The sequence below is a fragment of the Xanthomonas sp. 3058 genome (genome assembly GCF_014199765.1).
Classification (GTDB): domain Bacteria; phylum Pseudomonadota; class Gammaproteobacteria; order Xanthomonadales; family Xanthomonadaceae; genus Xanthomonas; species Xanthomonas campestris_B.
In genome coordinates this window covers 39,386-65,065 of the sequence record NZ_JACHOF010000015.1, presented here as the reverse complement: position 1 = coordinate 65,065, position 25,680 = coordinate 39,386, and the positions used below count along the sequence as shown (strand labels likewise).

16 protein-coding genes and 1 other RNA gene are annotated in these 25,680 nt (G+C 65.4%); 3 read left to right on the top strand and 14 right to left on the bottom strand.

The features are described 5' to 3' along the window. Nucleotides 1-19 precede the first annotated feature (19 nt). Nucleotides 20-1,345, top strand: coding sequence for an XVIPCD domain-containing protein (locus tag GGR61_RS16225; protein WP_184622660.1), 1,326 nt, complete (start codon nucleotides 20-22; stop codon nucleotides 1,343-1,345). A gap of 264 nt (nucleotides 1,346-1,609) precedes the next feature. On the opposite strand, the gene GGR61_RS16220 is transcribed toward GGR61_RS16225, so the two are convergent. From GGR61_RS16220 to GGR61_RS16185, 8 genes are all read right to left on the bottom strand, one after another. After that, nucleotides 1,610-2,902 (bottom strand): adenylosuccinate synthase, encoded by a 1,293-nt coding sequence (locus GGR61_RS16220; RefSeq protein WP_179454894.1) that lies wholly within the window; start codon nucleotides 2,900-2,902, stop codon nucleotides 1,610-1,612. A 305-nt stretch (nucleotides 2,903-3,207) separates the two neighbouring features. Next, nucleotides 3,208-3,393: a DUF2065 family protein gene (locus GGR61_RS16215; RefSeq protein WP_184622658.1), complete on the bottom strand. Its 186-nt coding sequence runs from the start codon at nucleotides 3,391-3,393 to the stop codon at nucleotides 3,208-3,210. 529 nt (nucleotides 3,394-3,922) lie between these two features. Next, nucleotides 3,923-4,789, bottom strand: a complete 867-nt coding sequence (locus tag GGR61_RS16210; protein WP_184406972.1) for a protease modulator HflC — start codon at nucleotides 4,787-4,789, stop codon at nucleotides 3,923-3,925. Continuing rightward, nucleotides 4,789-5,931 carry an FtsH protease activity modulator HflK gene (gene hflK, locus GGR61_RS16205; protein WP_184406971.1) on the bottom strand — a complete coding sequence of 381 codons (1,143 nt, stop codon included), beginning with the start codon at nucleotides 5,929-5,931 and terminating at the stop codon, nucleotides 4,789-4,791. Before hflK ends, GGR61_RS16210 begins: the two co-directional genes overlap by 1 nt. A 133-nt stretch (nucleotides 5,932-6,064) precedes the next feature. Further along, nucleotides 6,065-6,140: non-coding RNA, sX9 sRNA (locus GGR61_RS16200), on the bottom strand. Between the two features lie 523 nt (nucleotides 6,141-6,663). Next, entirely contained in the window at nucleotides 6,664-7,050 is a 387-nt protein-coding gene (pilH, locus tag GGR61_RS16195) for a twitching motility response regulator PilH (protein WP_184406970.1), read from the bottom strand. Nucleotides 7,051-7,642: 592 nt separating this feature from the next. Beyond that, a complete protein-coding gene (locus GGR61_RS16190) occupies nucleotides 7,643-8,545 on the bottom strand; it encodes a DnaJ C-terminal domain-containing protein (protein ID WP_184406969.1) in 903 nt (300 codons plus the stop codon). Nucleotides 8,546-8,961: 416 nt separating this feature from the next. Continuing rightward, on the bottom strand, nucleotides 8,962-9,438 hold the full coding sequence (locus tag GGR61_RS16185) for an Hsp20/alpha crystallin family protein (protein ID WP_184622656.1): 477 nt from the start codon (nucleotides 9,436-9,438) through the stop codon (nucleotides 8,962-8,964). Nucleotides 9,439-9,601: 163 nt separating this feature from the next. On the opposite strand from GGR61_RS16185, the gene GGR61_RS16180 reads away from it, so the two are divergent. Further along, nucleotides 9,602-10,084 (top strand): peroxiredoxin, encoded by a 483-nt coding sequence (locus GGR61_RS16180; RefSeq protein WP_184622654.1) that lies wholly within the window; start codon nucleotides 9,602-9,604, stop codon nucleotides 10,082-10,084. Between the two features lie 43 nt (nucleotides 10,085-10,127). Continuing rightward, nucleotides 10,128-10,688, top strand: coding sequence for a ferritin-like domain-containing protein (locus GGR61_RS16175; protein ID WP_184622652.1), 561 nt, complete (start codon nucleotides 10,128-10,130; stop codon nucleotides 10,686-10,688). Between the two features lie 587 nt (nucleotides 10,689-11,275). Here GGR61_RS16175 and pbpC read toward each other — a convergent pair. The 6 genes from pbpC to GGR61_RS16145 form a co-directional block, all read right to left on the bottom strand. Then, complete coding sequence (gene pbpC, locus GGR61_RS16170) at nucleotides 11,276-13,654, bottom strand: penicillin-binding protein 1C (RefSeq protein WP_184622650.1); 2,379 nt, start codon at nucleotides 13,652-13,654, stop codon at nucleotides 11,276-11,278. Between the two features lie 152 nt (nucleotides 13,655-13,806). Continuing rightward, entirely contained in the window at nucleotides 13,807-14,583 is a 777-nt protein-coding gene (locus GGR61_RS16165) for a CPBP family glutamic-type intramembrane protease (protein WP_184622648.1), read from the bottom strand. 134 nt (nucleotides 14,584-14,717) lie between these two features. Further along, the gene (locus GGR61_RS16160) at nucleotides 14,718-15,665 is read right to left on the bottom strand and encodes a glycerophosphodiester phosphodiesterase family protein (RefSeq protein ID WP_184622646.1); all 948 of its coding nucleotides are present in this window, start codon (nucleotides 15,663-15,665) and stop codon (nucleotides 14,718-14,720) included. Nucleotides 15,666-15,815: 150 nt separating this feature from the next. Next, nucleotides 15,816-18,737: a TonB-dependent receptor gene (locus GGR61_RS16155; protein WP_184622644.1), complete on the bottom strand. Its 2,922-nt coding sequence runs from the start codon at nucleotides 18,735-18,737 to the stop codon at nucleotides 15,816-15,818. 397 nt (nucleotides 18,738-19,134) lie between these two features. Next, nucleotides 19,135-24,036, bottom strand: a complete 4,902-nt coding sequence (locus tag GGR61_RS16150) for an alpha-2-macroglobulin (protein ID WP_184622642.1) — start codon at nucleotides 24,034-24,036, stop codon at nucleotides 19,135-19,137. Nucleotides 24,037-24,622: 586 nt separating this feature from the next. Next, entirely contained in the window at nucleotides 24,623-25,615 is a 993-nt protein-coding gene (locus tag GGR61_RS16145; RefSeq protein WP_184622640.1) for a nucleoside hydrolase, read from the bottom strand. Nucleotides 25,616-25,680 lie beyond the last annotated feature (65 nt).

Here is a 25,680-nt window from a genome sequence, read left to right as displayed (position 1 = left end):
CATTGACAAGGAGTGAAATATGAGTGGGATGACGGAGGACGATCTCAGAATCCTTTCCAACTATGCGGATAGAGGCAACCGCGAGCTGTATTGGAACTATCTTTCGCAGCTAGATGGTGCAGACGGCTACGGAACGCTGGCGCTGGGCGTAGTGAGAAACGACAGCTTGCCCGGCCAGGTGGCCAACAGTTACGCGCAAGACCACGCCAGGTCGCAACACGATAATGGCTCACGATTTGCCAATGCTGACCTAACCGAGCGGCAGTGGGAAGAGTTCGGACAGACGCTACTCACAAAGGACCTGGAACTTAGGCAAAGCTGGTTCCGTCGAGATCGCCCAGATCTGGCACTGAACCTACCGGGCGCCTCCGTCATGCTCGCGCACGACCGCGCATTTGAGCAGCATCGTCTCGACCCCAACTGCTGGACGCCTCGCGTGCTCCTGCAAGCGGCCCTGGAAAAAAGCGGCCCCCAGAAGCTGGAACAGATCTGGACCAACATGCTCGACAACGAGTACGCCGGCGCTGCCCGTATCAGCAACACGGGCTACGAGACCTTTGCGCAGATGGGATTGGTGGCCGGCAGCCAGTACCTGGCCGAGCTCGGCACCACCGAGGCGATCCAGATGCTGGAAGGCCGCTCAGCCGTCGACCCCAACGTCATCGGCAGCAACAGCTTCTACGCGATGTACTTCGAAAAAGAGCAGAAATGGGTGAACGTCAGCGCAGGAGGCGGGCATCTTTCCATGCGCGAAGAAACAAATCCCGGCCGTATCGCCGAACTCGACGATGCCCGCGCCGTCCGCCTGGAGCGGCAGCAGAAAGCCACGCAGTTCCACCAAGACGATCCGCACCGCTCCATCACCCGCAGCCCGTTCACTGCTTCGACCGACGGCCTGCCCGAGCGGACGCACGCGCCTACCAAACTGGCCGATATCGGCCCTGATCACCGGGACTACGCATTGCTGCAGCAGGTGCGCGCGGGTGTCAACGCCATCGATGCGCAAGCCGGGCGCACGCCCGACGAGAACAGCGAGCGCCTCATCGCCAGCGTGATGACCCTCGCCCGCCACAACGCTCTGGACCGGGCCGACCACGTGGTGCTGAGCGAACAGACCGCCGACAGCCCGGCGGGCCGCAACGTGTTTGTGGTGCAGGGCGAGTTGAACAACCCGGCGCACCTGCGCGCCCACATGCCGACCGACGTGGCCGTACAGACGCCGGTGGAGCAATCACTGCAGCGGCTGGAAGTCGCCGGCGCAGATCGCCAGCAGGCCTTGGCGCAGAGCCAGCAGCAGGAGATGGACAACCGGCAGCGTGAGAGCGCGTCGATGCGCATGGGATAAAGGCAACGCTGCGGAGATCACGTACCTGCCCATCTCGGCCGATCTCGGTGCATAACGCTCGGCACGGACCATACCGCGAACCAGCGAGTGCAGGTATGCGCCTATCCGCAGTAACCGAACCGGCCCAACGATAACAATGCACTGGCGTGAGCGTGCCAGCTGCGCCCCTGCACCGCTGGAAATCATGGCAAATCAGCAATCCTCAAACGCCAACGGCCCGGACAAGCCGGGCCGTTGTGCGATCACGTGTTGGACGTCACTCGATCAGGCAAACGGATCCTGCAGCACCATCGTGTGGTCACGATCCGGGCCGGTGGAAACGATGCTGATCGGGCAGCCGGCCAGTTCTTCCAGCGCGCGCAGATAGGCGCGGGCGGCGACGGGCAGCTTGTCCCATTCGGTGATGCCGTGAGTGTTCTCGGTCCAGCCCGGGAACTCCAGGTACACCGGGGTGCACTCTTCCCAGCCCTGCGCGTCCAGCGGGGCGTATTCGGTGCGCTTGCCGCGGTATTCGTAGGCGATGCAGACCTTGAGCTTTTCCATGCCGTCGAGCACATCGAGCTTGGTGATGCACAGGCCGGAGATGCCGTTGATGGCCACCGCACGCTTGAGCGCGACGATGTCCATCCAGCCGCAACGACGCGGGCGGCCAGTGGAGGCGCCGTACTCGGCGCCACGGTCGCGGATGCCCTGGCCTACTTCGTCGTCCAGTTCGGTCGGGAACGGGCCGCCACCCACGCGCGTGGCGTAGGCCTTGGCGATGCCGAGCACGTAGTCGATGGCGTCAGCGCCCACGCCGGTGCCGGCCAATGCGCCGCCCACGGTGGTATTGGAACTGGTCACGTACGGATAGGTGCCGTGGTCGATGTCCAGCAAGGCGCCCTGCGCGCCTTCGAACAGCACGCGCTTCCCCTGCTTGCGCAGGTCGTGCAGGATGCCGGCGACGTCGGACTTCATCGGCTGCACGTAGTCGCCGAAGGCCAGCGCTTCGTCGTAGGTCTTCTGGAAATCCACTGCTTCCACGCCCAGGTACTTGGTCAGCACGAAGTTGTGGTAATCCAGCGCGGTGCGCAGCAGTTCTTCCAGCTGCGGCGGGTAATGCAGGTCGGCGATACGGATACCGCGACGGGCGACCTTGTCCTCGTACGCCGGGCCGATACCGCGACCAGTGGTGCCGATGGCCTTGCCGCCAGCGGCCTTCTCGCGGGCCTGATCCAGGGCGATGTGGTACGGCATGATCAGCGGCGCGGCCGGGGAGATCTTCAGGCGCGAGCGCACTTCCACGCCGGCACCTTCCAGCTCGCTGATTTCCTTGATCAGCGCGGCCGGGGAGATCACCACGCCATTGCCGATCAGGCACAGCGCGTCGTCGCGCAGGATGCCGGACGGAATCAGATGCAAGACGGTCTTCTTGCCGTTGATGACCAGCGTATGGCCGGCGTTGTGGCCGCCCTGGAAGCGGACGACCGCACCGATTTCTTCGGTGAGCAGATCGACGATCTTGCCTTTGCCTTCATCGCCCCACTGGGCACCGAGCACGACAACTGATTGACCCATGACGGGTGAACTCCTGAGTTTTGCGGCGGCCATCGGGGCCGCGGGATGGGATCGATGCAGGACTGGCGGCGACACCGGGCGCGCGGCTCCATCGGGGAGCGTTGCAGTGGCGCGACAGCCCTGACACGGAAAAAGCCGAACCGAGTGCTCTGGTTGGAGCGTGCCCGGCCGGCTTTTGTGCATTATCCGGGTTTCCGGTGACGGGCACTAGCCCTGGCAAACCACCGCAGCAGACCGGCTGCCGGCTGGGAACCGGCTGCGACGGCGACGGCGGGCAGTGGCACCCATGTCACCGCGACCGGCATTCAGTGGCGCACGATCCACAGCGCGATTGCGCCCAGCACCAGGGTGACGCCGCCAATGGCGCGTTGTTGGGCAATGGGAAGGCTGAACACGTACTCGACCATGCGCTTCCAGGTGGTCGGCACGGTGAGCAACAGCAAGCCCTCGATCACCAGGATCAGGCACAGGGCGGTGAGGAAGTCATTCATCGACGGGGCCGTGGCACTGGGGAACCGTGGAGTGTGCCCGGGTTAGATGGTTGATGTGTGGAGGGTGGGCTTGGCTGCCTTCCCTTGCTGGCCCTCATCCGCCCTTCGGGCACCTTCTCCCGCGCGCGGGAGAAGGGTCTGGTCGGGAAAAGGGTCGGGCCGCGTGCGCGGTACGCACACCCCGAAGCCCTCGGGAAACGCCCTTCTCCCGCGCGCGGGAGAAGGTGGCGCAACGCGCCGGATGAGGGCCAACACACCGCCGGATGAAAGCAAACACAGTGAAGACATCACAACGCAACGCCCCAGGTCTTTCCACGAACATCCACGCCCCGGCCAGAACGACTACGCCCGCGAAGGCGGGCGTAGTGGTCACAATTTTTTCAATAGCTGGAGCATTTTCAACATCTGCAACATTGGTCGCAGCCACGCAAGTTGAGAGCCTCCGGAAGCTTGAGAGCTTGCGGAAGGCGGCCATTCCTCACCGCTCGCTCGACGACCAGCCCTCGCGCATCACGCTCACGCCGAGCAATCAACGATCGCTCTTGAGGTATTGCAGGAACGGATCATTCTTGTCGAGCACCACCACGCCGTTGCCGTCGGCCATGGACTCGCGGTACGCCTCCAGACTGCGGTAGAAGGCATAGAACGACGGGTCCTTCGAGCCAGCCTGGCCATAGATACGCGCCGCATCGGCATCGCCTTCGCCACGCAGCTTCTGCGCATCGCGCTCGGCATCGGCCTTGATCACGGTGCTCTCGCGGTCGGCCTGGGCACGGATGGTCAGCGCCTGCTCTTCACCTTCTGCGCGCAGCTTGCTGGCTTCCTGCTTGCGCTGGGCACGCATGCGCTCGTAGACATCGGTGATCACCTGGCTGTCGGTCGGCAGGTCGATCTGCTTGATGCGCAGGTCGGTGATCTGCATGCCCAGGCCCTTGATCGCAGCGTTGATGCCTTTGAGCTGGCCGGCAATCAGCTCGCTACGGTCGCCGGAGACCAGCTGCTGCAACGTGCGCGAGTTGATCTGGTTGCGCAGCGAGTCGGTGATGATCGGCGTCAGCAACGCATTGGCCACCTTCTCGTCGCCGCCGGTGGTGGCGCGGTAGAACGCACGCACATCGGAGATGTAACCGATGGCGAAGAAGTCCACGCTGACGTCTTTCTGCTCGGCGGTGAAGTAGCGCGCCGGGGCGGTATCGAGCACCTGGAAGCGGCGATCGAACATACGCACCGATTCCACCATTGGAATCTTGAAGTGCAGACCGGGCTTGAGGTCGGCACGCACCACGCGGCCGAGGTTGAGCACCATGGCAGTCTGATCTTCGCGCACCACGAACACCGAGCCCATCAGGCCCAGCAGGATGACGACGAGCAGGCCGATACCTAGCGAGTTCTTCATTATTCGGTCCCCTCACGGCCGGTCGGGCGCGGGCCGCGCTCCGGGTTGCGGATGCTTTCGCTACCGCTGCTGTTCTGCGGCGGATTCAACAGCACATCCTGCGGCACCATCGACGGCATGCCGCCATTGCCCGTATTGCCGTTGCCACCACTGTTGGCGGACTTGCCGTCTGCCGGCAGCGGCACATAGATGACCTGGCGGCCATCGCTGCCGATCACCTTGCGGTTTTCCGACAACACCTTCTGCACGGTTTCCAGCCACAGCCGCTTGCGCGTGACCTCGGGGGCACTGGCGTACTGCTCCTGCAACAGCGTGAAGCGATCGGCGTCGCCCTCGGCCTTGGAAATCACCGCTTCCTTGTAGCCTTCGGCACCGGTACGGATGCGTGCACCCTGACCGCGCGCTTCCGGCACCACCTTGGCGGCATAGGCCTGCGCTTCGTTGATCAGGCGCTCACGCACCTGTTGGGCGCCGTTGACCTCGTCGAAGGCCGGCTTCACTTCTTCCGGCGGGCGCGCGTCCGGCAGGGTCACACCGGTCACCAGCAGACCCGTGTTGTAGGCATCCAGCGCCACCTGCAGGCGCTCCTTGGACGCGATCGCCAACGGGCCGCGATTGTTGAGCACGGTATTGAGATCGGAACGGCCGACCTGCTCACGCACCGCGCTCTGCGCCGCCTGCTCCAACACCAGATCGGCATTGCGCGAGCCAAACAGGTATTTGCGCGGGTCGCTGATCCGGTACTGCACGTTGAGCGAGACGTTGACGATGTTCTCGTCACGCGTCAGCACCGGCACCTGGTTGCTGAAGGTCTTGATCTCGGTGGCGTTGACCTTGCGCGCCGATTCGATCGGCCACGGCAGCTTGAAGTTCGGGCCGGGCTGCAGAATGCGCGAGAACTGGCCGAAGCGCAGCACCACACCACGCTGCTGCTCGCCAATGAGCTGGAAGCTGGAGAACAGCACCATCAGCACCACCGCGACCAGGATCCAGCGCCCCACGCCGCCATCGAACAGCTCCTTCAACGGACCGGGCAGGTTGCCCCAACCACCACCGTTGCCACCACCACGCGGGCCCCAGGACCTGCGACGGTTGGGATCCGGGCCGTCTCCGCCCTTGTTGCCGGGTGTGTTCCAGGCCATGCACGCTCCATGATCGAGGGGCGGTGCGGGCCAGTCCCGCAGTGCCACCGTGTTGTTTGATTCGCTGATTCTACTAGATGGGGCAGACCGGCCGTTTTGAAAGGTCCGGTTCTGGTGCGTTGCGGTTTAGAGCGGCTAACAAAGCGGAGCGAGCGGTGGTCAGGTGGGTGTGGACGACACGGAGGAACCGGAGTGTACGTGTGGGACATGCCGATTCCGAGCACCGGCCGCAGCCGCCCGGCGGCGGCGCAGTCGTTTTGTCAGCCGCTATTCGCCGGTGAGGCGAATTGGAGGGATGGCCAGGTTCGGGAGTGGACCGGAGCCAGGTGTCGCTACGATTCCCGGCCGCCTGCAATGCGGTCGCGCAGCCGGCATATGCCGCTGATGATCGGGGAAGCGGGAGCCGGCCATATCGGCAATGCGGCCGCCCCGGATAGAAATGGCGACGGTAGTGCCTGCCGGCAACACAGCGGTTGCCGGTCAACTGATCCCATGTGCCCACACGTGAATGCGCAGATGCGGTCTCGGCACAGACCCACCGGCAGGGGCGTAACACCGCTGCGAGCGAATGACGACGACCGACGACACCTCTGGAAACCGCGGCGCTGCCGGACGCACCCGATGGTTGGCGCGATGACGCATGCCACCAGCGCAGTTTGACCTTCGACCATCGGCCTCGCGTCGCGCTGTCACACCCTGTGCTACCGACCCCTTCCCCGGCCAGTGCCGTGCTCAGGCAGTCGGTGGTTCGTCCTTCTGGTTGAACACCCGCTCCATCACTTCCAGCAGTTCGTCTTCGGAGAATGGCTTGGTGATGTACGCGCGGGCGCCCTGACGCATGCCCCACATGCGGTCGGTGTCCTGGTCCTTGGTGGTCACCAGGATCACCGGAATATGCTGGGTGGTCGGCTCACGCTTGAGCGTGCGTGTGGCCTGGAAGCCGTTGAGGTTGGGCATGACCACGTCCATCAGCACCAGGTCGGGCAACGACGACTTGGCCGCTTCCACCCCTGCGGCACCGTCGGTGGCCGTGATGGTCTCGTGCCCCAGACGCTCGACGATGCGCTGAATCCCGAGCAGCTGCGACGGCGAGTCGTCGACGATCAGAATGCGTGCCATGCGTTTTTCCTAGTATGCGCAGCGAGTGTAGTGCGCCAGCCGCGCTTTCGGTAGCGGGTGCCAGGCCGGGCGCTGGACGCCGGGCAATGTGGTGGGTGGCGCGTTGTGTCCGCCGTGGACGCATGCTGAGGGATTACGTCGGATGGGCGCGATTGGATGCAACCGAGCGGGTTCTGCTCCCCCTTATGCTGCAGGCGAAGGTGGCGAAAGCGCCGGATGAGGCTGCGGCCAGCCGGAAAGCGGCAAGTCGACCCTGACGAATGCGCCGATTGCCTTGTGACCCCTCACCCCCCCTCTCCCGCGAGCGAGAGAGGGGCCGTCTCCCGCTGGCGTGGAGCGGGCTTGTCTCCGGCAGGCGTACACAGGGGGGGGCTTGGCTCCCGCAGGCGTAGCAAGAAGCTCGTCTGCCGCAGGCCAGTGGGGCTCGACCGCACCATCAACCGCCCGCCGTCGCGCGCGTGCAACCGCCGGCCTTCTCCCGCGAGCGGGGGAAGGTGCCCGCAGGACGGATGGGGGCAGCGATCGCGCCTGGCGATCCACACCTTCCCTCAGGAAGACGGCCCAACGCGCGCCTGCCCTGACCCGACCTCCCTCACACCGTCTCGCCGAATGCCTTGGCCAGGTTGCGATAGGCCTTCTTCTGCGCGTCGTCGGTCGGGGCCGGGGCCAGGATTTCCAGTTCCACGATCTGGTCGCCCGGCGTGGCGCCCGGCAGGCCGCGGCCGCGCAGGCGCAGCTTGCGGCCGGCGTCCGAGTCGGCCGGCACCTTCAGCTCCACCGAGCCGCCCAGGGTCGGCACGCTGATGGTGGTGCCCAGCGCGGCTTGCCAGGGCATGACCTGCAAGGTGTACAGGATATTGCGCCCGTCCACCTCGAACTGCGGATGCGCGGCGTATTCGATTTCCAACAGCAGGTTGCCGCCACCATTGCCCTGCCCGCTCAGGCGGATCACCTGCCCGGGCTGCACGCCCTTGGGCACGCGTACATCCAGCTGCTTGCCATTGATGGTGATGCGCACGCTGTCGCCGGCATGCACCGCTTCCAGCGGCACCGCCAGTTTGGCGCGGGTGTCGCCGCGCGCCTGCGCGCCGGGACCTGCGCCTACGCCCGGGCCAGCACCGGGCCCACGTGGCCGGCCGCCGCGCTGACCGGCGAACAGGCTTTCGAAGAAATCGCTGAAGCCGCCGCCTGCGCCGCCGTTACCGAACACTTCCTCGTAGTCGAAGCCCTGCCCGCCGTTGTAATTGGGCGGGGCCTGAAACTCGTCGCCCGGGCGGAAGCCCTGCGCCTTGAGCTGGTCGTAGGCCTTGCGCTTGGCAGGGTCGCGCAGCGCCTCATAGGCCTCGTTGATGGCCTTGAATTTGTCTTCCGCGCCGGCTTCCTTGCTCACGTCGGGGTGGTACTTGCGCGCGAGCCGGCGGTAGGCGGTCTTGATCTCCGCGTCGCCTGCGCTGGGCTCGACGCCCAGCGTTGCGTAGTAATCCTTGAATTCCATCTAATCACCTCTGGAAAAAAAACGGCCCGCAGCCAAGGCCACGAGCCAGTTCGAGCAGCTCCCAAGACACCAGCGGTCGCCGGAAGCGCAGATGGGGCAATGGACCTGCAGTGTACGAAGAGTACATGCCGATCCGTGCACCCGCCGCGCCGGCCTGACGGCCGAACAGGAAGTGTGAGAACTGATCGATTCGCAGCCGGGCGGGCGACCGCACCTATTCTACGGTGCGGCCGTCGCCGGGGAGCGAAGCGCCGATGACGCTACTCCAGATCCACCTGTCTTGAGCGGCGGAGACCAGCCGGTGCGCCGCCGCACATGGGGGCGGCGAGACGCGCAACTGCAGCAGGTGCGACAGCCTGCCGACTCCACGCATCACCGCCCCTCTGCCGACCACACGGCCGGCACTTCAAACATGCTTACTGCACGGTGCTACCGCTGGCGTCCTGGCCATTGCCGACCTGAATGCGGCGCGGGGTGGCTGCCGGGCGCTTGGGAATGCGGATTTCCAGCACGCCGTTGTGTCCGGCAGCAGTGATGCCGTCGGCGTCGGCACTGTCGGGCAGCGCGAAGCGGCGATGGAAGCTGCCGTAGCGGCGCTCGATCCGCGAGAAACGCTCGGTCTCGGTGCTGGACTCGCTCTTGCGCTCGCCCTTGATCGACAGGATGCCCTTGTCCATCTGCACCTCGATCTGGCTGGGGTCGATGCCCGGCAGGTCGGCGTACAACACGAAGTGGTTGGGTTCTTCCTTGATGTCCACGCGTGGCACCCACTGCGCGGTGACCACCGCCGATTCGTCGGTGTCGCTGTTCTGCTCGAAGAAGCGGTCGAACACATGCTTGATTTCGTTCTGCAGCGCGTGGGTGGGCCACTGGGGATAACGAACGATGTTCATTGCGAGCCTCCTGAAGGTTGGGTGACGGGCCGGCTGCGGCGGCGTTGCGCCCTCGCGCCGGCCATGTGCGTCAGATAGGCGTTGCGCCGTGGATTTCAAGCGCGTTGACGCGCTGTTTCCGCGCCCCTTTCTAGAATTCGTTCAGCCACAGGAGCCCGCCCGCATGACCATCCACGTTGGTGACCGTATTCCCGAAGTCGTGCTCAAGCGCCTGCACGAGGGTATCGAAGCGGTCGATACCCACAGCCTGTTCGCAGGCCGCAAGGTGCTGCTGTTCGCGGTACCGGGCGCATTCACCCCGACCTGCTCGGCCAAGCACCTGCCGGGCTATGTGGAGCACTTCGACCAGTTCCGCAAACGCGGCATCGAAGTGCTGTGCACGGCCGTCAACGACCCGTTCGTGATGCAGGCCTGGGGCCGCAGCCAGCTGGTTCCCGATGGCCTGCACCTGCTGCCCGACGGCAACGCCGAGCTGGCCCGCGCGCTGGGCCTGCAGATCGACGCCAGCGGCTCGGGCATGGGCCTGCGCTCGCGTCGCTACGCGCTGTATGCCGACGACGCCGTGGTCAAGGCGTTGTTTGTCGAAGAACCCGGCGAGTTCAAGGTGTCTGCGGCCGATTACGTGCTGCAGCACCTGCCCGATTGATGCATTGATTCCCCCGCCCACTGAAGAAGGAAAACGGCCAGCCATGTCTGATCAGCCAGCCACCAAAACCCCCGCAGGTATCACCGATACCGCCACCTTGCGCGCCCGCGCGCGCAAGCGCATCGAAGACGGCGCCATCACCGAGAGCTACCACGCCGACCGCGAAGCGGTGATCGCGCTGCTCAACACCGCGCTTGCCACCGAGTACGTGTGCACGCTGCGTTACTACCGCCATTACTTCATGGCCAAGGGCATGCTTGCCGACGCGGTCAAGGGCGAGTTCCTGGAGCATGCGCAGCAGGAACAGGCGCACGCGCACCAGCTGGCCGAGCGCATCGTGCAGCTGGGCGGCGAACCGGACCTCAACCCGGACACGCTGACCGAGCGCTCGCACGCCGAATACAAGGAAGGCACCGACCTGCGCGACATGGTCAAGGAAAACCTGATCGCCGAGCGCATCGCCATCGATAGCTACCGCGAGATGATCGATTTCATCGGCGACAAGGACACCACCACCAAGCGCATCCTGGAAGGCATCCTTGCGCAGGAAGAAGAGCATGCCGATGAATTCGCCGACCTGCTGGAAGGCTGGATTGGCGAGTGAGCTAATGGTGGTTGATGCGTCGTGCACCGAACCTGCCTTGATATCGCGTCGTTGCGCCGTTTGGATGCAGTCAAATGCCATGTCGACTGTCTAGTGGGTCGAAGGCTCGGTAGCGGCATCCATGCCGCCACACGGTCCCGCAAGCGGCGAGGACACCGCACCAGAGACTCCGCTGGTTGCTTTGTTTAAACCCATGCATGCCGACCATCTCGACTGGTCCTTGCCCGCCCAGCGTCGCGGGACCTTACGCGGCATGGATGCCGCGTAAGAGCTACAAGGACGTCCTTGCAGCGTGTCCCGCGACGCTGGGCGGGCAAGGGCCCTGCAGCCAGGCCGCAGATCAGCCGACCTGCAGCAGGCTGACGCGAAGTCGTTTTGTTAGCCGCTCTAAAAGCACGTCGTGCACCGCTTGCAACAACGCTCACCTACCGTCTCGACCGGTCCTTGCCAGCCCACTGTCGCCGGACCTTACGTGGCATCGATGCCGCGTAAGGGCCATCACGGACGTACTTGCGGCGTGTCCTGCGATGGTGGGGGGCAAGGGCCCTGCAGCCGAGCCGCAGATCAGCCGCTCTTGAATCTCTGCTTCAACGCAAGACGCGGAACCGCACCTGGGTCCATGCACCGTCACTGGCCATGGCAGTGAGCGTGTGCGTTCCCACTTCGGCAAAGTCGCGCTGAAATCCCTGGCGTCCGTCGGTCTGCGCAATCCAGCGACCGTCCAGCAGCCAGTCGATGCGCGCCTCGCTGCCCAGCGCGCGCAACTGCAGGCGCACCGGGCGTGCGGTGGCGTTTGCGCGCGCCAATGTGGCGCGGTCGCTCAGCCCGTCGATGCGCAGCACGCCGCCGCCGGTCATGCTCCCGTCCGGCAGGCAGTCCGGTGCCAGTGGCGGCAGCTGCGCGGCAGTGCGTTCGGCGGTGCTGAGCCAGGGCGAGACCAATGCCGGCCAGCGCGCCACCGCGCGCGGCACGCGCTGATGCGGCTGCGTGCACTCCTGCGACAGCCGCTGACCGCTGCGCGCATCCACCTCGAAATGCAGCTGCCCACTCTGCCACAGCCGCGCATCGCGTTCGGCGAAGGTGGGCGGGACTGCACCATCGAGCACATAGGCGTCGGCACGTCGCGCGCACTGGTCGGCGGGCGTTTGCTCGGCTGCGCCGCCGAGCGGCCAGCAGATGTCCAACGCCTGCACGTTGGCCGGCATCGGCACCGGCGCGCTATCGCCGGCGCTGCGCGGCAACGCATCGATGACTTCGAACATCAGCGGCAACGCGGTGACGGCGCCGTACTGGCCCGGTAGTGGCGTGCCATCCGGCCGTCCCACCCACACTCCCACCGTGTAACGGCGCGTCCCGCCGATCGCCCAGGCATCGCGGTAGCCGTAGCTGGTGCCGGTCTTCCAGGCCACGCCCGGGCGCGCGGCAGTGTCGAAGCTGCCGCTGCCATAGCCGGGACGCGGATTGCTCTGCAAGATCTCGCGCACGATCCAGGCCGCACCCGGCGACATCAACCGCCGCTCGATGCGCGGATCGTCCAACGTATAGCGCACGCGCCCGGCGATGCCGCCGCGATTGAGCGCGGCAAATGCACCGACCAACTCCTGCAACTGCGCGCCGGTACCACCCAGTATCAGCGCCAGATTGGGCACGCTGCCGCGCGCAAAACGCAGATCGATGCCGGCATTGGACAGCCGCGCGGCAAACCGCGCCGGGCCGATACGATCGAGCAGGTCCACTGCCGGTACGTTCAACGACAACCGCAACGCGGTCGCGGCGCTCACCGGCCCATTGAAGGCCGCATCGAAATTACCGGGCCGATAACTGCCAAAACTCTGCGGCGCATCCACCAGCAGGCTTTCCGAATGGATCAGGCCATCGTCCAGCGCCATGCCATACAGGAACGGTTTGAGCGTGGAACCGGGCGAGCGCCAGGCCTGCACCATGTCCACATGCCCCAACCGCTTGCGATCGCCGAAGCTGGCCGAGCCCACATACGCACGCGCCTCCATCGTGGCGTTGTCCACCACCAGCAGTGCTGCGGAAGTACGCTCGGGCAATTGCGAAAAGTACGTGGCCACGCGTTCTTCCAGCGTGCGCTGCAATTCCACATCCAGCGTGGTCACGATGCGTGCGGCACGCGGTTGGGCGCTGTGCAACCGCTGTGCAAGCAAGGCCGCATGTAGCGGCGGCTTGAGCGAACGCGTCACCACCGGTTCGATCCGCGCATCGTCCACCTGCGCGCGCGACCACACGCCCAGTTCCACCATGCGATCGAGCACCTTGTCGCGCGCACGTTGCGCGGCCTCGGGATGGCGATCCGGGCGCAAGCGGCTTGGCGACTGCGGCAGCACGGCCAACAACGCAGCTTCTGCCTGCGACAAGGCCCTGGCCGGCTTGCCCAGATACGCCCAACTGGCCGCTTCCACACCTTCGATGGTGCCGCCGTAGGGCGCGCGCTGCAGATACAGGGTAAGAATCTCGCGCTTGCTCAAGTGCGCTTCCAGCTGCAGCGCGCGCAGCACCTGTTTGGCCTTGCCCCAGGGCGTGCGCGTATGCGGGTCAAGGATGCGCGCCACCTGCATGGTCAGCGTCGAACCGCCGGAGACGATGCGTCCCTGCCCCAGCCACTGCCCGCCGGCACGCAGCAGGCCCCACGGATTGACGCCAGGATGCCGCCAGAACCAGCGGTCTTCGTAATTCAGCAACGCCTGCAGATACAGCGGCGACACCGTGTCCGGGCCGGCCGGATAGCGCCACACGCCATTGCGGTCGGCGAACGCGCGCAATGGCGTGCCGTCGCGTGCGACCACCAGCGTGGAGGTGTCGCGCGATTTGGGTAGCGGCAGTGGAAAGGCCAGGTCCAGTAGCAGGATGGCAGACAGCAGCGCTACTGCGCTCCAACGCAGCCACGTCAACCAGCGGCGGCGGCGAGCCATACCATACTGGCCAGCAGCGCGTTTCTGCATCCGGGCGGTCTTTGATTGCGCGTGCTGCTGCCTGTCCATTCCGTGAAGCATGCAGGGCAAAACGCTTTTCGGCCACTGTGGCGCGCTGCACGCGACGCGCCTCGGCTGGTCAGATCACCTGCACATTCCTGCACTGCGTGACGACGATCGCCCTAGCTTGCGAGGTCTGCTCGCACCGAGCGACGCGGCCTTACAAACAGCCGCAGCAACCCCATCGCCAGCAACACCGCAGACAGGCGCAATGCCATGCCGAGCCAGCCACTGGCGGCCGAATCGGACACCGCAAACACCGTCCAGGCCGCGTTGAGCGAGACATGCAACACCCAGCCGCTCCAGATCGTGTAGCCATCCTGCGCGTCCACAATGGCAAACAGCAGCGCACCGATGCCGGTGATGGCGAAGATCAGTAACGCCTCGCCGCCTCCGCCCCCTGCACCGAGCCAATGCACGCCGCCGAACACCATGGCCTGCACCAGCGCGGCGAGCGCCGGACGCCAGGCCAGTGCGCGGCAGGCGAAAACGAAGCCGAAACCACGAAAGACGATTTCTTCGGCCAGCGGAAACAGCAGCGCCAACCACAGCAGTCCGAGCAGATCGTCGGTGTCCACCGAGGTGGCCTGCGTCCATAGCCCAAGCCAGCACGGCAATGTGGCCACGAGTGTCAGCGCCGGGCCGCGCCAGCCGTTCCAACGCAGCCCCAGACGCGCCGCGAGCTCGCCTGGCGTGCCCGGACGCAGCAATGCGGCGGCAACGAACACGACCACTACGCTGAGCAGATTGTCGAGCATCCCGCCGCCGTAGGGCAGCGGGATGCTCGGGATGGGCAGGCCAACCGCCTTGGCGAGATCGCGGATCTGCAGCGCGACCAGCAGCACCACCAACCAGACGACATGCGGACTGAATTTGCGCTGGCGTGTATGGAGTGGCATGCAGACGTCCGTGCGTGCAATAGCGCCTGACCATAGCGGAGGCGGCAGGGTCCCCTCAGTGCCATGGGCCATGCTGTGCGGCGACAGTGCGCATCCGTGGCGCGCCTGCTGCATGGAGCGATGCAACGCCGCGCTCAGCGCTTCTCCAGACTCGCGCGATAGCGCAGCAAGGCTTCCGGCGCATCGGTCTGGATGATCGACACGCCATCGCGGTACATCCGCCCCCAGACCTTGTCCGGGTCACGTTCGGCATCGGCGTCGCCACCGTAGCCGGCGATAAAACCTTCCCACAAGGAGTTGACCATCAGTCGCACCTTGTGCGTTTTGCTCACGGCCACCAGTGCGGGCAATTGCGTCGGCGACATCCTTGGCAACTCGAACGCAACCGGATGCGCATTGCGTGTCTGCGCGGCGGCGATGGCTGCAAGATCGGCATCGCCATGCGCATTGATCAGGATCGGGAAGAAATACACCTTGTCGAACGGCAGCATCGCGGCCAGCGGCGGCGTGGCGATGCCGGCTTCGGCCTTGACGATCACCTCGTGCTGCATGCCGGCACGTGCGACCGCATCGATCACCTGCACATAGATCGCATCCTTGACATCAAGATTGAGCAGGATGCGTCCCTTGGACTTGGCCAGCATCTGCTCCAGCGTGACCACGCGCTGGTCGGTCAGCGGTGCCTGCGCGCCGCCTTCGTCGCTGCGCAGCCGCAGCTTTTGCAGATCGGCCAAGGTCAGTTCGGACAGCTTGCCGGTGCCATCGGTGGTGCGGTCCACGGTGACGTCGTGCAGCATCACCAGGGTGCCGTCGGCGGCACGCCGCACATCGGTTTCCATCACGTCGGCGCCGATGGCGATGCAGCGCTCCAAGGCGGCCAGCGAGTTCTCCGGCGCGGTGTCGGTGAAGCCATGCTGCGGCGCGGCCGCGTGGCAACCGCGATGGGCGACCACCACGATACCGCCCTGCGGGTTGGTCAAGCGGGCCTGGATCGCCGCGACCCCGGTGGGCGCTGCATTCACAGGGCTGGCGAGCGTCGCGCACAGCATGGCGGCGACAGTGGCAACAGAACGTAGTGTCATTGAACGACTCTCAAGTAGGTGACGGATCGCCTGGCGGCGTCTGCGCCAGGCGAAGCACATGCAAGCTGGATGCGGTCAGCACCGCTCGCACTTCCGATCTAGCGCGGCACCGGTATCTGGCCGATGACTGCGTTAGTTCAAGCGCTGCGCTCAGAACGTCGGTGTGAAGCGCAGACCAAACCAGTACGTGGTGGGCACCGAGTAACTATCCTTGAGCAGGTTCTGCCCTGGCCCAGTCACGCTGGTGATGCGGCTATGGGTGATGTTGCTGACCTGGCCGATCAGGCTGAGTTGTTTATTGATCGCATACGTCGCGGTGAAATCCAGCTGCGAGCGCGGCGACCAATACAGATCCTGCCAGTCGATGTTGCTGACGATGGAACGCAAGGCCTTGCCCTGACGGTTGTAGGCCGCACGCAATTCCAACCCGCCGGTGTTGTAGAACAGTGTGGCATTGGCGGTGTAGTCCGGCTGGCCGACCAGGTTGTCGAGCTTGCGCTCGCGCTGACTCACGTTGCTGCCGCTGCCGACGCTGTAGGGAACATCCAGGCTGCCATCCAGCAGCGCGACATTCGCGCTGAAGCCGACACCGCTCAGCCACGGCGCGATCGGCGCCAAGGTGTTGACGATGCCGTTGAATTCCACGCCGCGGATGCGCGCATTGGCCGCGTTGGCCGGCGTGCTAATGAGTGCATTGGCGTAGGTGGTGCCGTCGAAGGTGAAGCTGTCGGTGCGCGAGAGCGTAAAGATCTCGTCCTGGATGCGCTTGTCGAACACCGCCGCAGATGCGAACGCATCGAAGTCACCGGGCAAACGCCACTCCAGCGACAGATCCAGATTGTTGGACACGCGCGGCTTGATGTCCGGGTTGCCGACGGTGACGGTGACGCCTTGCGCGTTCGGGTTGCCGGCGTCGGCGGTGTTGACGAAGCCGATCGAGGTGCGGGCTGCGTATGCATCGTACGGCGGGCGGCCGAGTGTGCGGCTTGCCCCGGCGCGCAGGTCCAGCGCGTCGGTCAGGTGATAGGTCATTACCGCCGACGGCAGCAGATAGTCGTAATTGGCATTGGTCGGGTTGTCGACGTACACATAGTGATTGGTCGCGGTATCCAGCTGACGCTGGCGCCCCACCGTATCGAGCTTGGTGCTGTCGAAATGCAGACCCGCCTGTACGTTGAAGCGATCGCTGCGATAGCTGACCAGCCCGTAGCTGCCGAAGATCTTTTCGGTATGGGTGAAGTTGTCCTGGTTGCTGAAGGCCTGCTGGTCGGTACTGTTGAACGCACTCAGCGGCGTTGCCGCAAGCACGCGGTTGGCCTTGTTCGGATCGATGCTGAGCAGGTTCAAACCGGCATAACGCATCGGCGCACTGCCGCTGCCCACCACATCGGCCAGGCCCAGGGCGGGCGCGCTGGAATTGGGCTGATACTCGACGCGATAGATATCGTAGGACGGCTTGTCGGTGGTATACGACACGCCCGCCGCAAACCCGATGCCCTGGTCGCTCTCGCCCTGGTTGAACCCGTAATCGAGCCGCCCGGTGAGAATGCGATCGGCCGCCGTGCGTTTGTAGTCCGGCCGCCAGTACGACAGGCTGTAGTTGTCGAGATTGTTATAGGCCTGCGGTGACACCCCGAAGCGCTGGTCGAGATTCGAAGTGTCGTAGTTGAACGCGTAATTGGGCGTGGCATTGACGGTGACGCCACTGCCGGTCTGGCCCACCGGCACCGACGCTGGGCGGGTGATGCCGGTGGCATACTTGACCATGCGGATCGGCTCGTCGTAGGTCGCATCCGACCAGGAACCGCGCGCGGAAAACTGCTGACGATCGGTCGGCCGCCAGATCGTGCCCAGCTGCGCAACCTTGGTGCGCGTGGTGACGATCTGGTTGGAATATCCCACCTCGATGTCGCCTCCCGGATAACTGCCGGAGGTGGCGGTCTGATTGAACACCTGGTTGCGGTTGCGCGGGTCGATGATGACCTCGTTGCGCTCCATGTTGTCCTTGAAATAGTAGTAGCCGGCCATCGCATAGGCTTCGAGCGCGGCGCTGGGCCGCATTTCGAACTTGCCGGTGACACCATAGCGGTCGCGCTGATTCTGCACGTACCAGTACTTGTCCTGCTGCGGCACTGCCCAGCCATTGCCGAGATTGGCGCCGGTCTGCAGCACGCCGTTGTTGTCGTAGAACCCGTAATGCACCGTATCGGTGGTCATATGGGTTTCGGTGTAACTGCTCAGTGTCTGGTAGTTGGCCGACAGCGTGAATCCATATTGCTGCTCGCTACCGAAGGTGCGGCTACCGGTGGCATTCAAGCGATAACCGGGGTCGTCCTGGTCGCGCGGCTTGCCGACATCGTTGGCGTGACCGAGCGCGGCTTCGGCGCTGAAGAACGGCTTGCCGCCGTTTTCGAACGCGCTGCGCGTCTTGAGGTTGATCGCACCGCCAGTGGCGTTGGGATCCAGATCGGGCGTAAAGGTCTTGATGACCTGCAGTTCGCTGACCATCGACGCCGGCAGCAAGTCCAGACGTACGCCGCGCGTGATCGAACCGAGCGTGCCATTCGGCGTCCCGGGCGAGGCAATCGTCAGCCCATCGATGGTGACGTTGTTGTAGGACGGACCCAGGCCACGCAGTACCGGCGTAGCCGCTTCGTCGCGCGGATGTTCGTTGTCGGTGGCCGGCAATACCGACAAGCCAGGCACGCGGCGCAAGGCTTCGACGATGGTGCTGTCGGGCAAGGCGCGCACGTCGGTGGCACTGATGACATCGGTGATATTGGTCGCTGCGCGCTTGCTTTCCACTGCGGCGGCGTTGGCACGCCGCACGCCGGTGACCTGCATGGCATCGAGCGTTTGTACGCCGGCCTTGGCAGGGGTGGCCGGTGTGGCACCGGTGGGTGCGTCATCCGGTGCTGCCGTGGCAGCGACAGCAACGGCCGGCGAGGCTGGAGCGGGTTGCTCTGTGCCGGCGGCAGGATCGATGGTCTGCGCCTGTAGCGCTGGCGAACATGCCGCAATGGCTGCGGCGAGAACAGACACGTGCAAACGATAAGAATCGGAGCGCTGCATGGAATCCCGTGGGTCGCGCAGCAGGATGCCGCGGCTGGTAAGAGCACGCCACCGTATTGGGTAAAAATGACTTTTGCGTGTCGTGCGTATCGCATCGAAAAGACAATGCGCAGCGATGTCGTGGCATGCGAAGCAGGCAGCCGGCGATTGGCAAAAACCTTCCGTGCGGGGCTTCAAACGCCCCCCCCCCATCCGCCCTTCGAGCACCTTCCCCCGCGCGCGGGAGAAGGAAGGTAGAGTGGGTCGCAGTGGGGATGTTGATCGCCGCTGTTAGCCCCTCTCCCGCTTGCGGGAGAGGGGTTGGGGTGAGGGGAGGCTTCGCACACGCCCCGCTCCACCCCTGCGAGGCCTCTTCTCCCCCAGGCGTATGCCCTACGCGAGAAGCGCCAACGCCATCCTACGGCTGCACCACCGTCATCGTTGCCGGCGTACTGCGCCCCACACCGCGCAGCTCCGGGCGATACATGTCCTCCACCATCGACGGCGGCACCGTGTAGGTGCCCGGCGTCACCGCACGCACCAGGTAATACACCTGCGCCACGCTCCCCGAAGACAGCGCAAGCGCGGCCACGTAACGGTCGTCGCGGAACTCTTCGTGCTTGATCTCGGCGGCGCTGGAACGCTCGCTGAGACTGATGCCGTCCACCACCACATCGGCCCATTGCTTGGCATCGCCAAGATTGAAGTTCTCGATCTCCAGACCGGCCGGCAACAGATCGGTCAGCAAGGCGTCCGGCATCTTGGCGTCGGCCACGATGGTGACCCGCACGATCAGCGCTTCGCCCTCTTTCAACGGACGCGGTGTCCACGGCTTGCCGTCGGTGGTGTACCAACTGCGCTCCACCTTGAGGTGACGCGTATCCGGCTCCGGTGCGCTGCGCGGGATGCCGGCCACTTCCAGGCTGGCATACATCGGCGCCTCGCCCCGCGGGTCGAACTGCACACCGCGCGCCAACGCCGCGCTGTCGAAACTGCGCCCGAACAGACGGGCCGGTGCAATTTCCTGTGCCTGGCCGCCCACCGTCAAGGTGCCGGACACCTGCTTGCCCTGCGCGACCATCAACGCCTTGCCCAGGCGCGCAAGCGCCACCTGCTCCTGCGTGCTCAGCCACAGCGGGCCACCGGCACGGCGTGCATCCAGTGCCTGCCCCAGCGCGACCACGCGCGTGTCGTACTCGGGCTTGGACAGCCCACGTTCGTGCAGCAGCGCCATCATCAAGGCGTCGTCGCGGATCGCACTGCCGTAATCGGCGAAATACGGTGGACGCTCGCTGCTGTCCTTGGCAAAGCCGGCCTTGATCGCCGCCTCGCCACGCTTGGTGTCACCCTGCAGCGACAACGCCGCACCCAGATGCACCAGCGACAACCCGGTCAGCGCCTTGCTGCGCTGGTTGTCGTACAGCGCACGCAACGTGCCCAGCGGCGCGCGGTTGACGCGAGCCAGCACGTAACCGGACCAGGCCTGATTGGCGAACTTCAGGTTTTCGCGGCGATCCTGCCCGTAGAACTCGCTGCCACCGGACAACAGATCTTCGCTGAGGCGGTTGAGCGCCTTCTGCAGCACGTTGTCGGGCACCGCAAAACCGGCATCCTTGGCGTCGAGCAGGAACTCGGCGATGTACGGGGTCAGGCCTGCATTGACGTAGCCATCGTCGCCCCACATCGAGAAGTGCCCGCTGGCGATCTGCATCGACGCCAGGCGACCGAACGCGCCTTCCATGCGCTCGCGCCGCGTGGCCGCATCCAGGCCCTTGGTCCCCAGCGCCTTGGCAGTGGCATCGTCGAGCAATAGCGCCGCATAGCCCTTGCTGGTGGTCTGCTCGGCGCAGCCGTACGGGTAGTCCAACGCCCCCTGCAGGGCACTGGCGAACGGGATCGGCGGCAGCGGGCTGACCACCATGCGCGCGGTCACCGAGTCGGCCATCAGGCCATCGGCAAAGCCGCTGTCCAGGGTGATCGGCGCCAGCGGATCGAGCACACGCGTCTGCGCACGCAACACCTGCGGCCAGCCGGCGCGTACCGGCAAGTCGTAGCTGCGATCGGCCTTGAAGCCGTTGCCGTCCACGCGCACGCGCACCTTGGCCACGCTATAGCCTTCGGTGGCCGTCAGCGGGAAGCTCAGCGTCTGCTTGGCATCCACGCCCAGCTTGATGCTGCGCGCCGCCTCGGCAATCGACAGCGGGCCGATGCCGTCCACACGCACGTTGAACTCGCCCGGCTTGCCGGTGAAATTCTGCACGTCCAGCGTCACCGTGCTGCGGTCGCCCGGCGCCATCACGCGCGGCATGCTGGCCTCGGCCAGGATCGGCGCGCGCACCACCGTTTCCATATCGCGGTTGCCGTAGCGCGTGTCCGAATACACCAACGCCGACACCCGCAAGGTTCCGTTGAAATCGGGCACCGGCAGCTGCACGCGTGCGTTGCCCTTGGCATCGAGTTTCACCGAGCCGGAGAACAGATCCACGGTCTGCACGCGCGCGGTCGGGCGCTTGGCCTGCGGCAAGGCTTCCAACGCCATGTCGCCGCCGAACTTGAGCTTGCCGCTGGCGCCTTCGAAACTTTCGATCACGCGACCATAAATGTCATAGGCATCGGTACCCAGGCGCCGCTGCGCGAAGAATTGCGCGTTGGCATCGGGCACCGGGAAGCGGGTGATGTTGAGGATGCCCACGTCCACCGCCGAGATGGTGACGTGCGCCGCCTTGCCGGCCAGTTCCGGCACGCTCACCGTCACCGGCAGCGATTGCTCCGGGCGCATCTGCTTGGGCGCGGACAGGCCCACCGCCACACGCCGCGCCTTGCGATCCATCGGCACATGCGCCACGCCCACCGCACGCGCGGGGGTGATCTTGCTCGGCGCAGTACCGCCACGGAACACCAGTGCGGTGACGTAGACGTCGTGGCGCTCCCAGTCTTCGGTGACCGGAATTTCGAAGGTGCTGCCCGGCTTGACGTCGATGTCCTGCACGTAGAGCAGCTTGTCGCTTTCCACCAGCAGCACGCCCTTGCCGGCATGCGGCGGGGTCAGCGTGACGGTGAGCGTGTCGCCGGCACGGTAGCCGGTCTTGTCCAGCGCCAGCTTGACCTTGTCCGGGCGCGCGTCCAGGCCGCGGTTTTCGTCGTTCCAGCTCCAGCCGGCACGGAACGGGTAGCGCGTGGTCAGCCCGGTGGCCGGGTCGAACACGTCCAGGCGGTACTCGCCCCACTCCACCGGGAAATCGAGCTTGGCGTTGCCGCCGGCCACGTCGAGCGTGCGCGTGTCCTTGTTCTCGAAGCGGCGGGTGAAGTCGTAGTCCCAATGGTCGTCGGTGTAGTTCCAGTGGTAGTCACGAAGCTCGCGCACCAGCGTGGCCTTCAGCCCCTTGGCTGGTTGCGGCTTGCCGTCGGCATCTACGCGGGTGAGTTCGAAGCGTGCGTTGCCATTGGCATCGGCGCCGTCGGTGTCGTCGAACAGCGGACGCACGCCGACCAGCGCCTTGGCCGGCCACAGCACGCGCTTGACCGTGCGCGTGACCGTGCGCCCGCCGGTCTCGTAGACGCTGCCGGAGACCACTGCGGCGATCGTGCTGACCGGCTTGGCTTCGGCGGGCAACGCGATGTCTTCGCGCAGGATGCCGTCGCTGCCGAACTCGGTATCGATCACGTCCTTGGCTTCGCGCGGCAGTTCCAACGTGGGGTCGCCGAAGAACCAGCCCGGCAACGATTCAAGCGGGTGCTGCTCGACGCTGACCGCGAGCTTGGCGGTAAAGCGGTTGCCGTCCGCCGGCGCCCCATACAGATAGGCGGCATTGGCGACCAGCTTGAACGGCTGGCCGGCGCTGAGGGTTTTCTGCGTGCTGTCCAGGTCCAGCTTCATGCGCTCGGGCAGGAATTCTTCCACCCGCACCGTCATGCCCTGCACGGCATCCTTGCTGGCCGGATCGGTGCGGAATTCCACCTGCCAGCGGCCGGTCGGCGCATCGGCCGGAATCTGCTGGGTGAACTCGAAATAGCCCTGCTCGCCGGGCTGCAATTTGGTTTCGCGGAAGGTCTTGCCGTCCGGCTGCTTCAGGCGCAGAAACACCGGTTGCGGCTTGGTCGGCTTGCCATCGTTATCGCGCAGGATCGCCGACACGCGCATGGTTTCGCCGGGGCGATACAGATCGCGGCCGGCCCAGGCGAACACGTCGAACCACGCGCTTTCGCGCCCGGCCACCGCGAATTCGCTCAGATCCAGCGCCGGCTGGTTGAACGGCAGCACCGAGATATCGGTCTTGCTGCGCGCCACCAGCACATGGCCGGCGTCGAGCGTGTAGTTGAGCAACGCATTGCCGTTGCCGTCGGTGGCGCCCTTGAGAAACAGCTCGCCCTTGGCATCGAGGATGCGCACGTCCACGTTCTTGATCGGCGCCCCGCTCTCCAGCGAAGCGGTGTGCACGAACAGCTTGTCCTTGTAGGCGCGCGTATGCAGGCCGATATCGCTGACGGTGAAGAACGCGGTCTCGTGCTCGTTCTCAAAACTGCCGGCGCGCTTCATCACCGCGAAATACAGACCTGGCTCCTGCAGTTCCTTGATGTCCTGCGTGGGGAGATAGGTCAGCACGCGCTCGTTCTGCTTGCCGCCGAGAATGAAACGATTGACGTACACCGGGTCGGCCAGCTTGGACAGCGGCGTCTTGTTGCGGTAGTCGCTCTCCAACTCCCAGCTGCCGCGACGACCGCCGCGCTGGAACTGCTGGAAGAATGCCGGCAGCGATTTTTCGCGCACACGCAGGAATTCGACGTCCACCTCCGGCACGTTCACCGACACCACCGGCAGACCACGGCTCTCGCGCGCCGGCAGCACGCTGCCCTGCGAGGCGAACCCGACCACCGGCTTGAGCGCGCCGGTATAGACCTTCTGCTTGAGCGGCTTGCCCAGGCGGCTGCCATCGGCGGCCAGCAGATTGGCGTCGACCAGCACGGTGTAGTCCTTGGCCGCCTCCACGTACGGGTAGCGCAGCGTCTTGCCGTCGTCTGACAGCGTCCAGCTGCTGTCGCCGGTGCCGACCTTTTCCTCGAAACGCACCAGCGCATCGAAATCCTGCGTGCCGACCAGCGGCCGCGAGAATTCCAGCGCCAGCGACAGCCCATCGCCGGTCTGGTCGGGATAGGCGCGCGCCAGCGCGAAGCCGGTGACGGCCTGTTTTTCGGCATTGATCGCCTCACCGCTGGCGGCGGGCAATTGGCCGCTTTCGTTGCGCTTGCACGCCACCCCGCCGATCGCCACGGTCAGCAGCAGCACCCACAGCAACATGCGCCGTGTGCCCCACCACGTCATCCTTGATTCCTGACTGTCCATTGCGCTACCCCATGACTGAGGAGGCGAGTATAGCTAGGCGGATCCTACTATCCGCGCTGCGCGGCACCAGAAATGCGCGCCCCCTCATCCGGCGCTGCGCGCCACCTTCTCCCGCAGGCGGGAGAAGGGATTGGTGGTGGGTTGCAGGGACATGAGCGCGGCGCACGCCAACAGCCCGACCACCGCAAAAACAGCTCCCTTCCCCCGCCTGCGGGGGAAGGTGCCCGAAGGGCGGATGTGGGCAGGCTCAAACCTGTCGCGCCACTCACCCTCATCCGGCGCTGCGCGCCACCTTCTCCCGCAGGCGGGAGAAGGGATTGGTGGTGGGTTGCAGGGACATGAGCACGGCGCACGCCAACAGCCCGACCAACGCGAAAACAGCTCCCTTCCCCCGCCTGCGGGGGAAGGTGCCCGAAGGGCGGATGGGGGCAGGCTCAAACCTGTCGCCCCGCTCCCCCCTCATCCGGCGCTGCGCGCTACCTTCTCCCGCAGGCGGGAGAAGGACTACCTGTGCAGCGCGCCTGAGCGAGACAGATTCACCTGCGTATGCGCGCGCCAAGCGCCTTCAACGCAGCAATTGCTGCATGTACAGCCCAATCAACCCCGCTTTGTCCAGACCCAGGCAGGCCTGCACGTTCGGCGTGCCCGGGTGCTCACGGGTATAGCCCTGCGCATCGACCTCCAGATGCAGCGGCGCGGTCGGGCACAACGCAGGCTGCAGCAGCCAGGCCACCGGCACTGCGTCGAACAGCGTCGGCGTGGCGCTGGCCCAGGGCTGGTCGGTATTGCGCCACTGGTAATACAGTTGCGTGAGCGCGTCGGTCAACCCGTCGCCGTGCGCAAACAACGCAATCCGCTCGGGTTCTTCCAGCGTGATCCGGGTCGCGTCCAACGGCAGCAACACGATCGGCACGCCGGCCGCGAACACACGCTGCGCCGCCGGCACGTCGGCAAGGATGTTGTACTCCGGCACTGGCGCGCTGGCGGGGCGGTAAGCCGACTTGCCATAGCCCACCCGTACCGAACCGCCCATCGCCACGATGCGCTTGAGCTTGGCAAAGCCGGCCGGATCGCGCTGTTGCGCAAGCGCAGCGTCGGTCATCGGCCCCAGCACCAACAAGGTGACTTCGCCCGGATGCCGACGTGCCTGCTGCAGGATCATCTGCGCCGCATCCGGCAGCCTGCCTGGCAGTTGCCCCTTGGCGGCCCAACGCGCCTGACTGAAAGGGATCGTGCTGGTGGTGGGTGCGCCCACCGCCAGCGGAATCTCGCTGCGACCGGCCTGCTGCACCAGGCGCTGCAACAATTGCGCACGCAGCGTGGTGTCACCCCACGCCGATGCGATGCCCAGCACCTGCAACTGCGGGCTACGCAGCAACAGACCGAGTGCGAACGCATCGTCGATGTCGTCGCCGATATCGGTGGAGACCACCAGCATCTCGGTGGGCGTGGCCGTTTGCGCAGCCGGCGCTGCGCTCATCGGCGCCTGCGCCCACGCTACTGCAGACACCCACCACATCACCGCCACCCCCCACGCACTTGTCCATCTCCGCTGCATGCACCCACTCCTGCTGCCATAAAAAAACCGCCGGCATGATAGCCGGCGGTTCGATAGTGCTACAC

What these genes read in the sequence shown, in the direction of transcription:
- GGR61_RS16225 (WP_184622660.1), top strand. Translation starts at nt 20, where the DNA reads ATGAGTGGGATGACGGAGGACGATCTCAGAATCCTTTCCAACTATGCG.
- GGR61_RS16220 (WP_179454894.1), bottom strand. Translation starts at nt 2,902, where the DNA reads ATGGGTCAATCAGTTGTCGTGCTCGGTGCCCAGTGGGGCGATGAAGGC.
- GGR61_RS16215 (WP_184622658.1), bottom strand. Translation starts at nt 3,393, where the DNA reads ATGAATGACTTCCTCACCGCCCTGTGCCTGATCCTGGTGATCGAGGGC.
- GGR61_RS16210 (WP_184406972.1), bottom strand. Translation starts at nt 4,789, where the DNA reads ATGAAGAACTCGCTAGGTATCGGCCTGCTCGTCGTCATCCTGCTGGGC.
- hflK (WP_184406971.1), bottom strand. Translation starts at nt 5,931, where the DNA reads ATGGCCTGGAACACACCCGGCAACAAGGGCGGAGACGGCCCGGATCCC.
- pilH (WP_184406970.1), bottom strand. Translation starts at nt 7,050, where the DNA reads ATGGCACGCATTCTGATCGTCGACGACTCGCCGTCGCAGCTGCTCGGG.
- GGR61_RS16190 (WP_184406969.1), bottom strand. Translation starts at nt 8,545, where the DNA reads ATGGAATTCAAGGATTACTACGCAACGCTGGGCGTCGAGCCCAGCGCA.
- GGR61_RS16185 (WP_184622656.1), bottom strand. Translation starts at nt 9,438, where the DNA reads ATGAACATCGTTCGTTATCCCCAGTGGCCCACCCACGCGCTGCAGAAC.
- GGR61_RS16180 (WP_184622654.1), top strand. Translation starts at nt 9,602, where the DNA reads ATGACCATCCACGTTGGTGACCGTATTCCCGAAGTCGTGCTCAAGCGC.
- GGR61_RS16175 (WP_184622652.1), top strand. Translation starts at nt 10,128, where the DNA reads ATGTCTGATCAGCCAGCCACCAAAACCCCCGCAGGTATCACCGATACC.
- pbpC (WP_184622650.1), bottom strand. Translation starts at nt 13,654, where the DNA reads ATGCAGAAACGCGCTGCTGGCCAGTATGGTATGGCTCGCCGCCGCCGC.
- GGR61_RS16165 (WP_184622648.1), bottom strand. Translation starts at nt 14,583, where the DNA reads ATGCCACTCCATACACGCCAGCGCAAATTCAGTCCGCATGTCGTCTGG.
- GGR61_RS16160 (WP_184622646.1), bottom strand. Translation starts at nt 15,665, where the DNA reads ATGACACTACGTTCTGTTGCCACTGTCGCCGCCATGCTGTGCGCGACG.
- GGR61_RS16155 (WP_184622644.1), bottom strand. Translation starts at nt 18,737, where the DNA reads ATGCAGCGCTCCGATTCTTATCGTTTGCACGTGTCTGTTCTCGCCGCA.
- GGR61_RS16150 (WP_184622642.1), bottom strand. Translation starts at nt 24,036, where the DNA reads ATGACGTGGTGGGGCACACGGCGCATGTTGCTGTGGGTGCTGCTGCTG.
- GGR61_RS16145 (WP_184622640.1), bottom strand. Translation starts at nt 25,615, where the DNA reads ATGCAGCGGAGATGGACAAGTGCGTGGGGGGTGGCGGTGATGTGGTGG.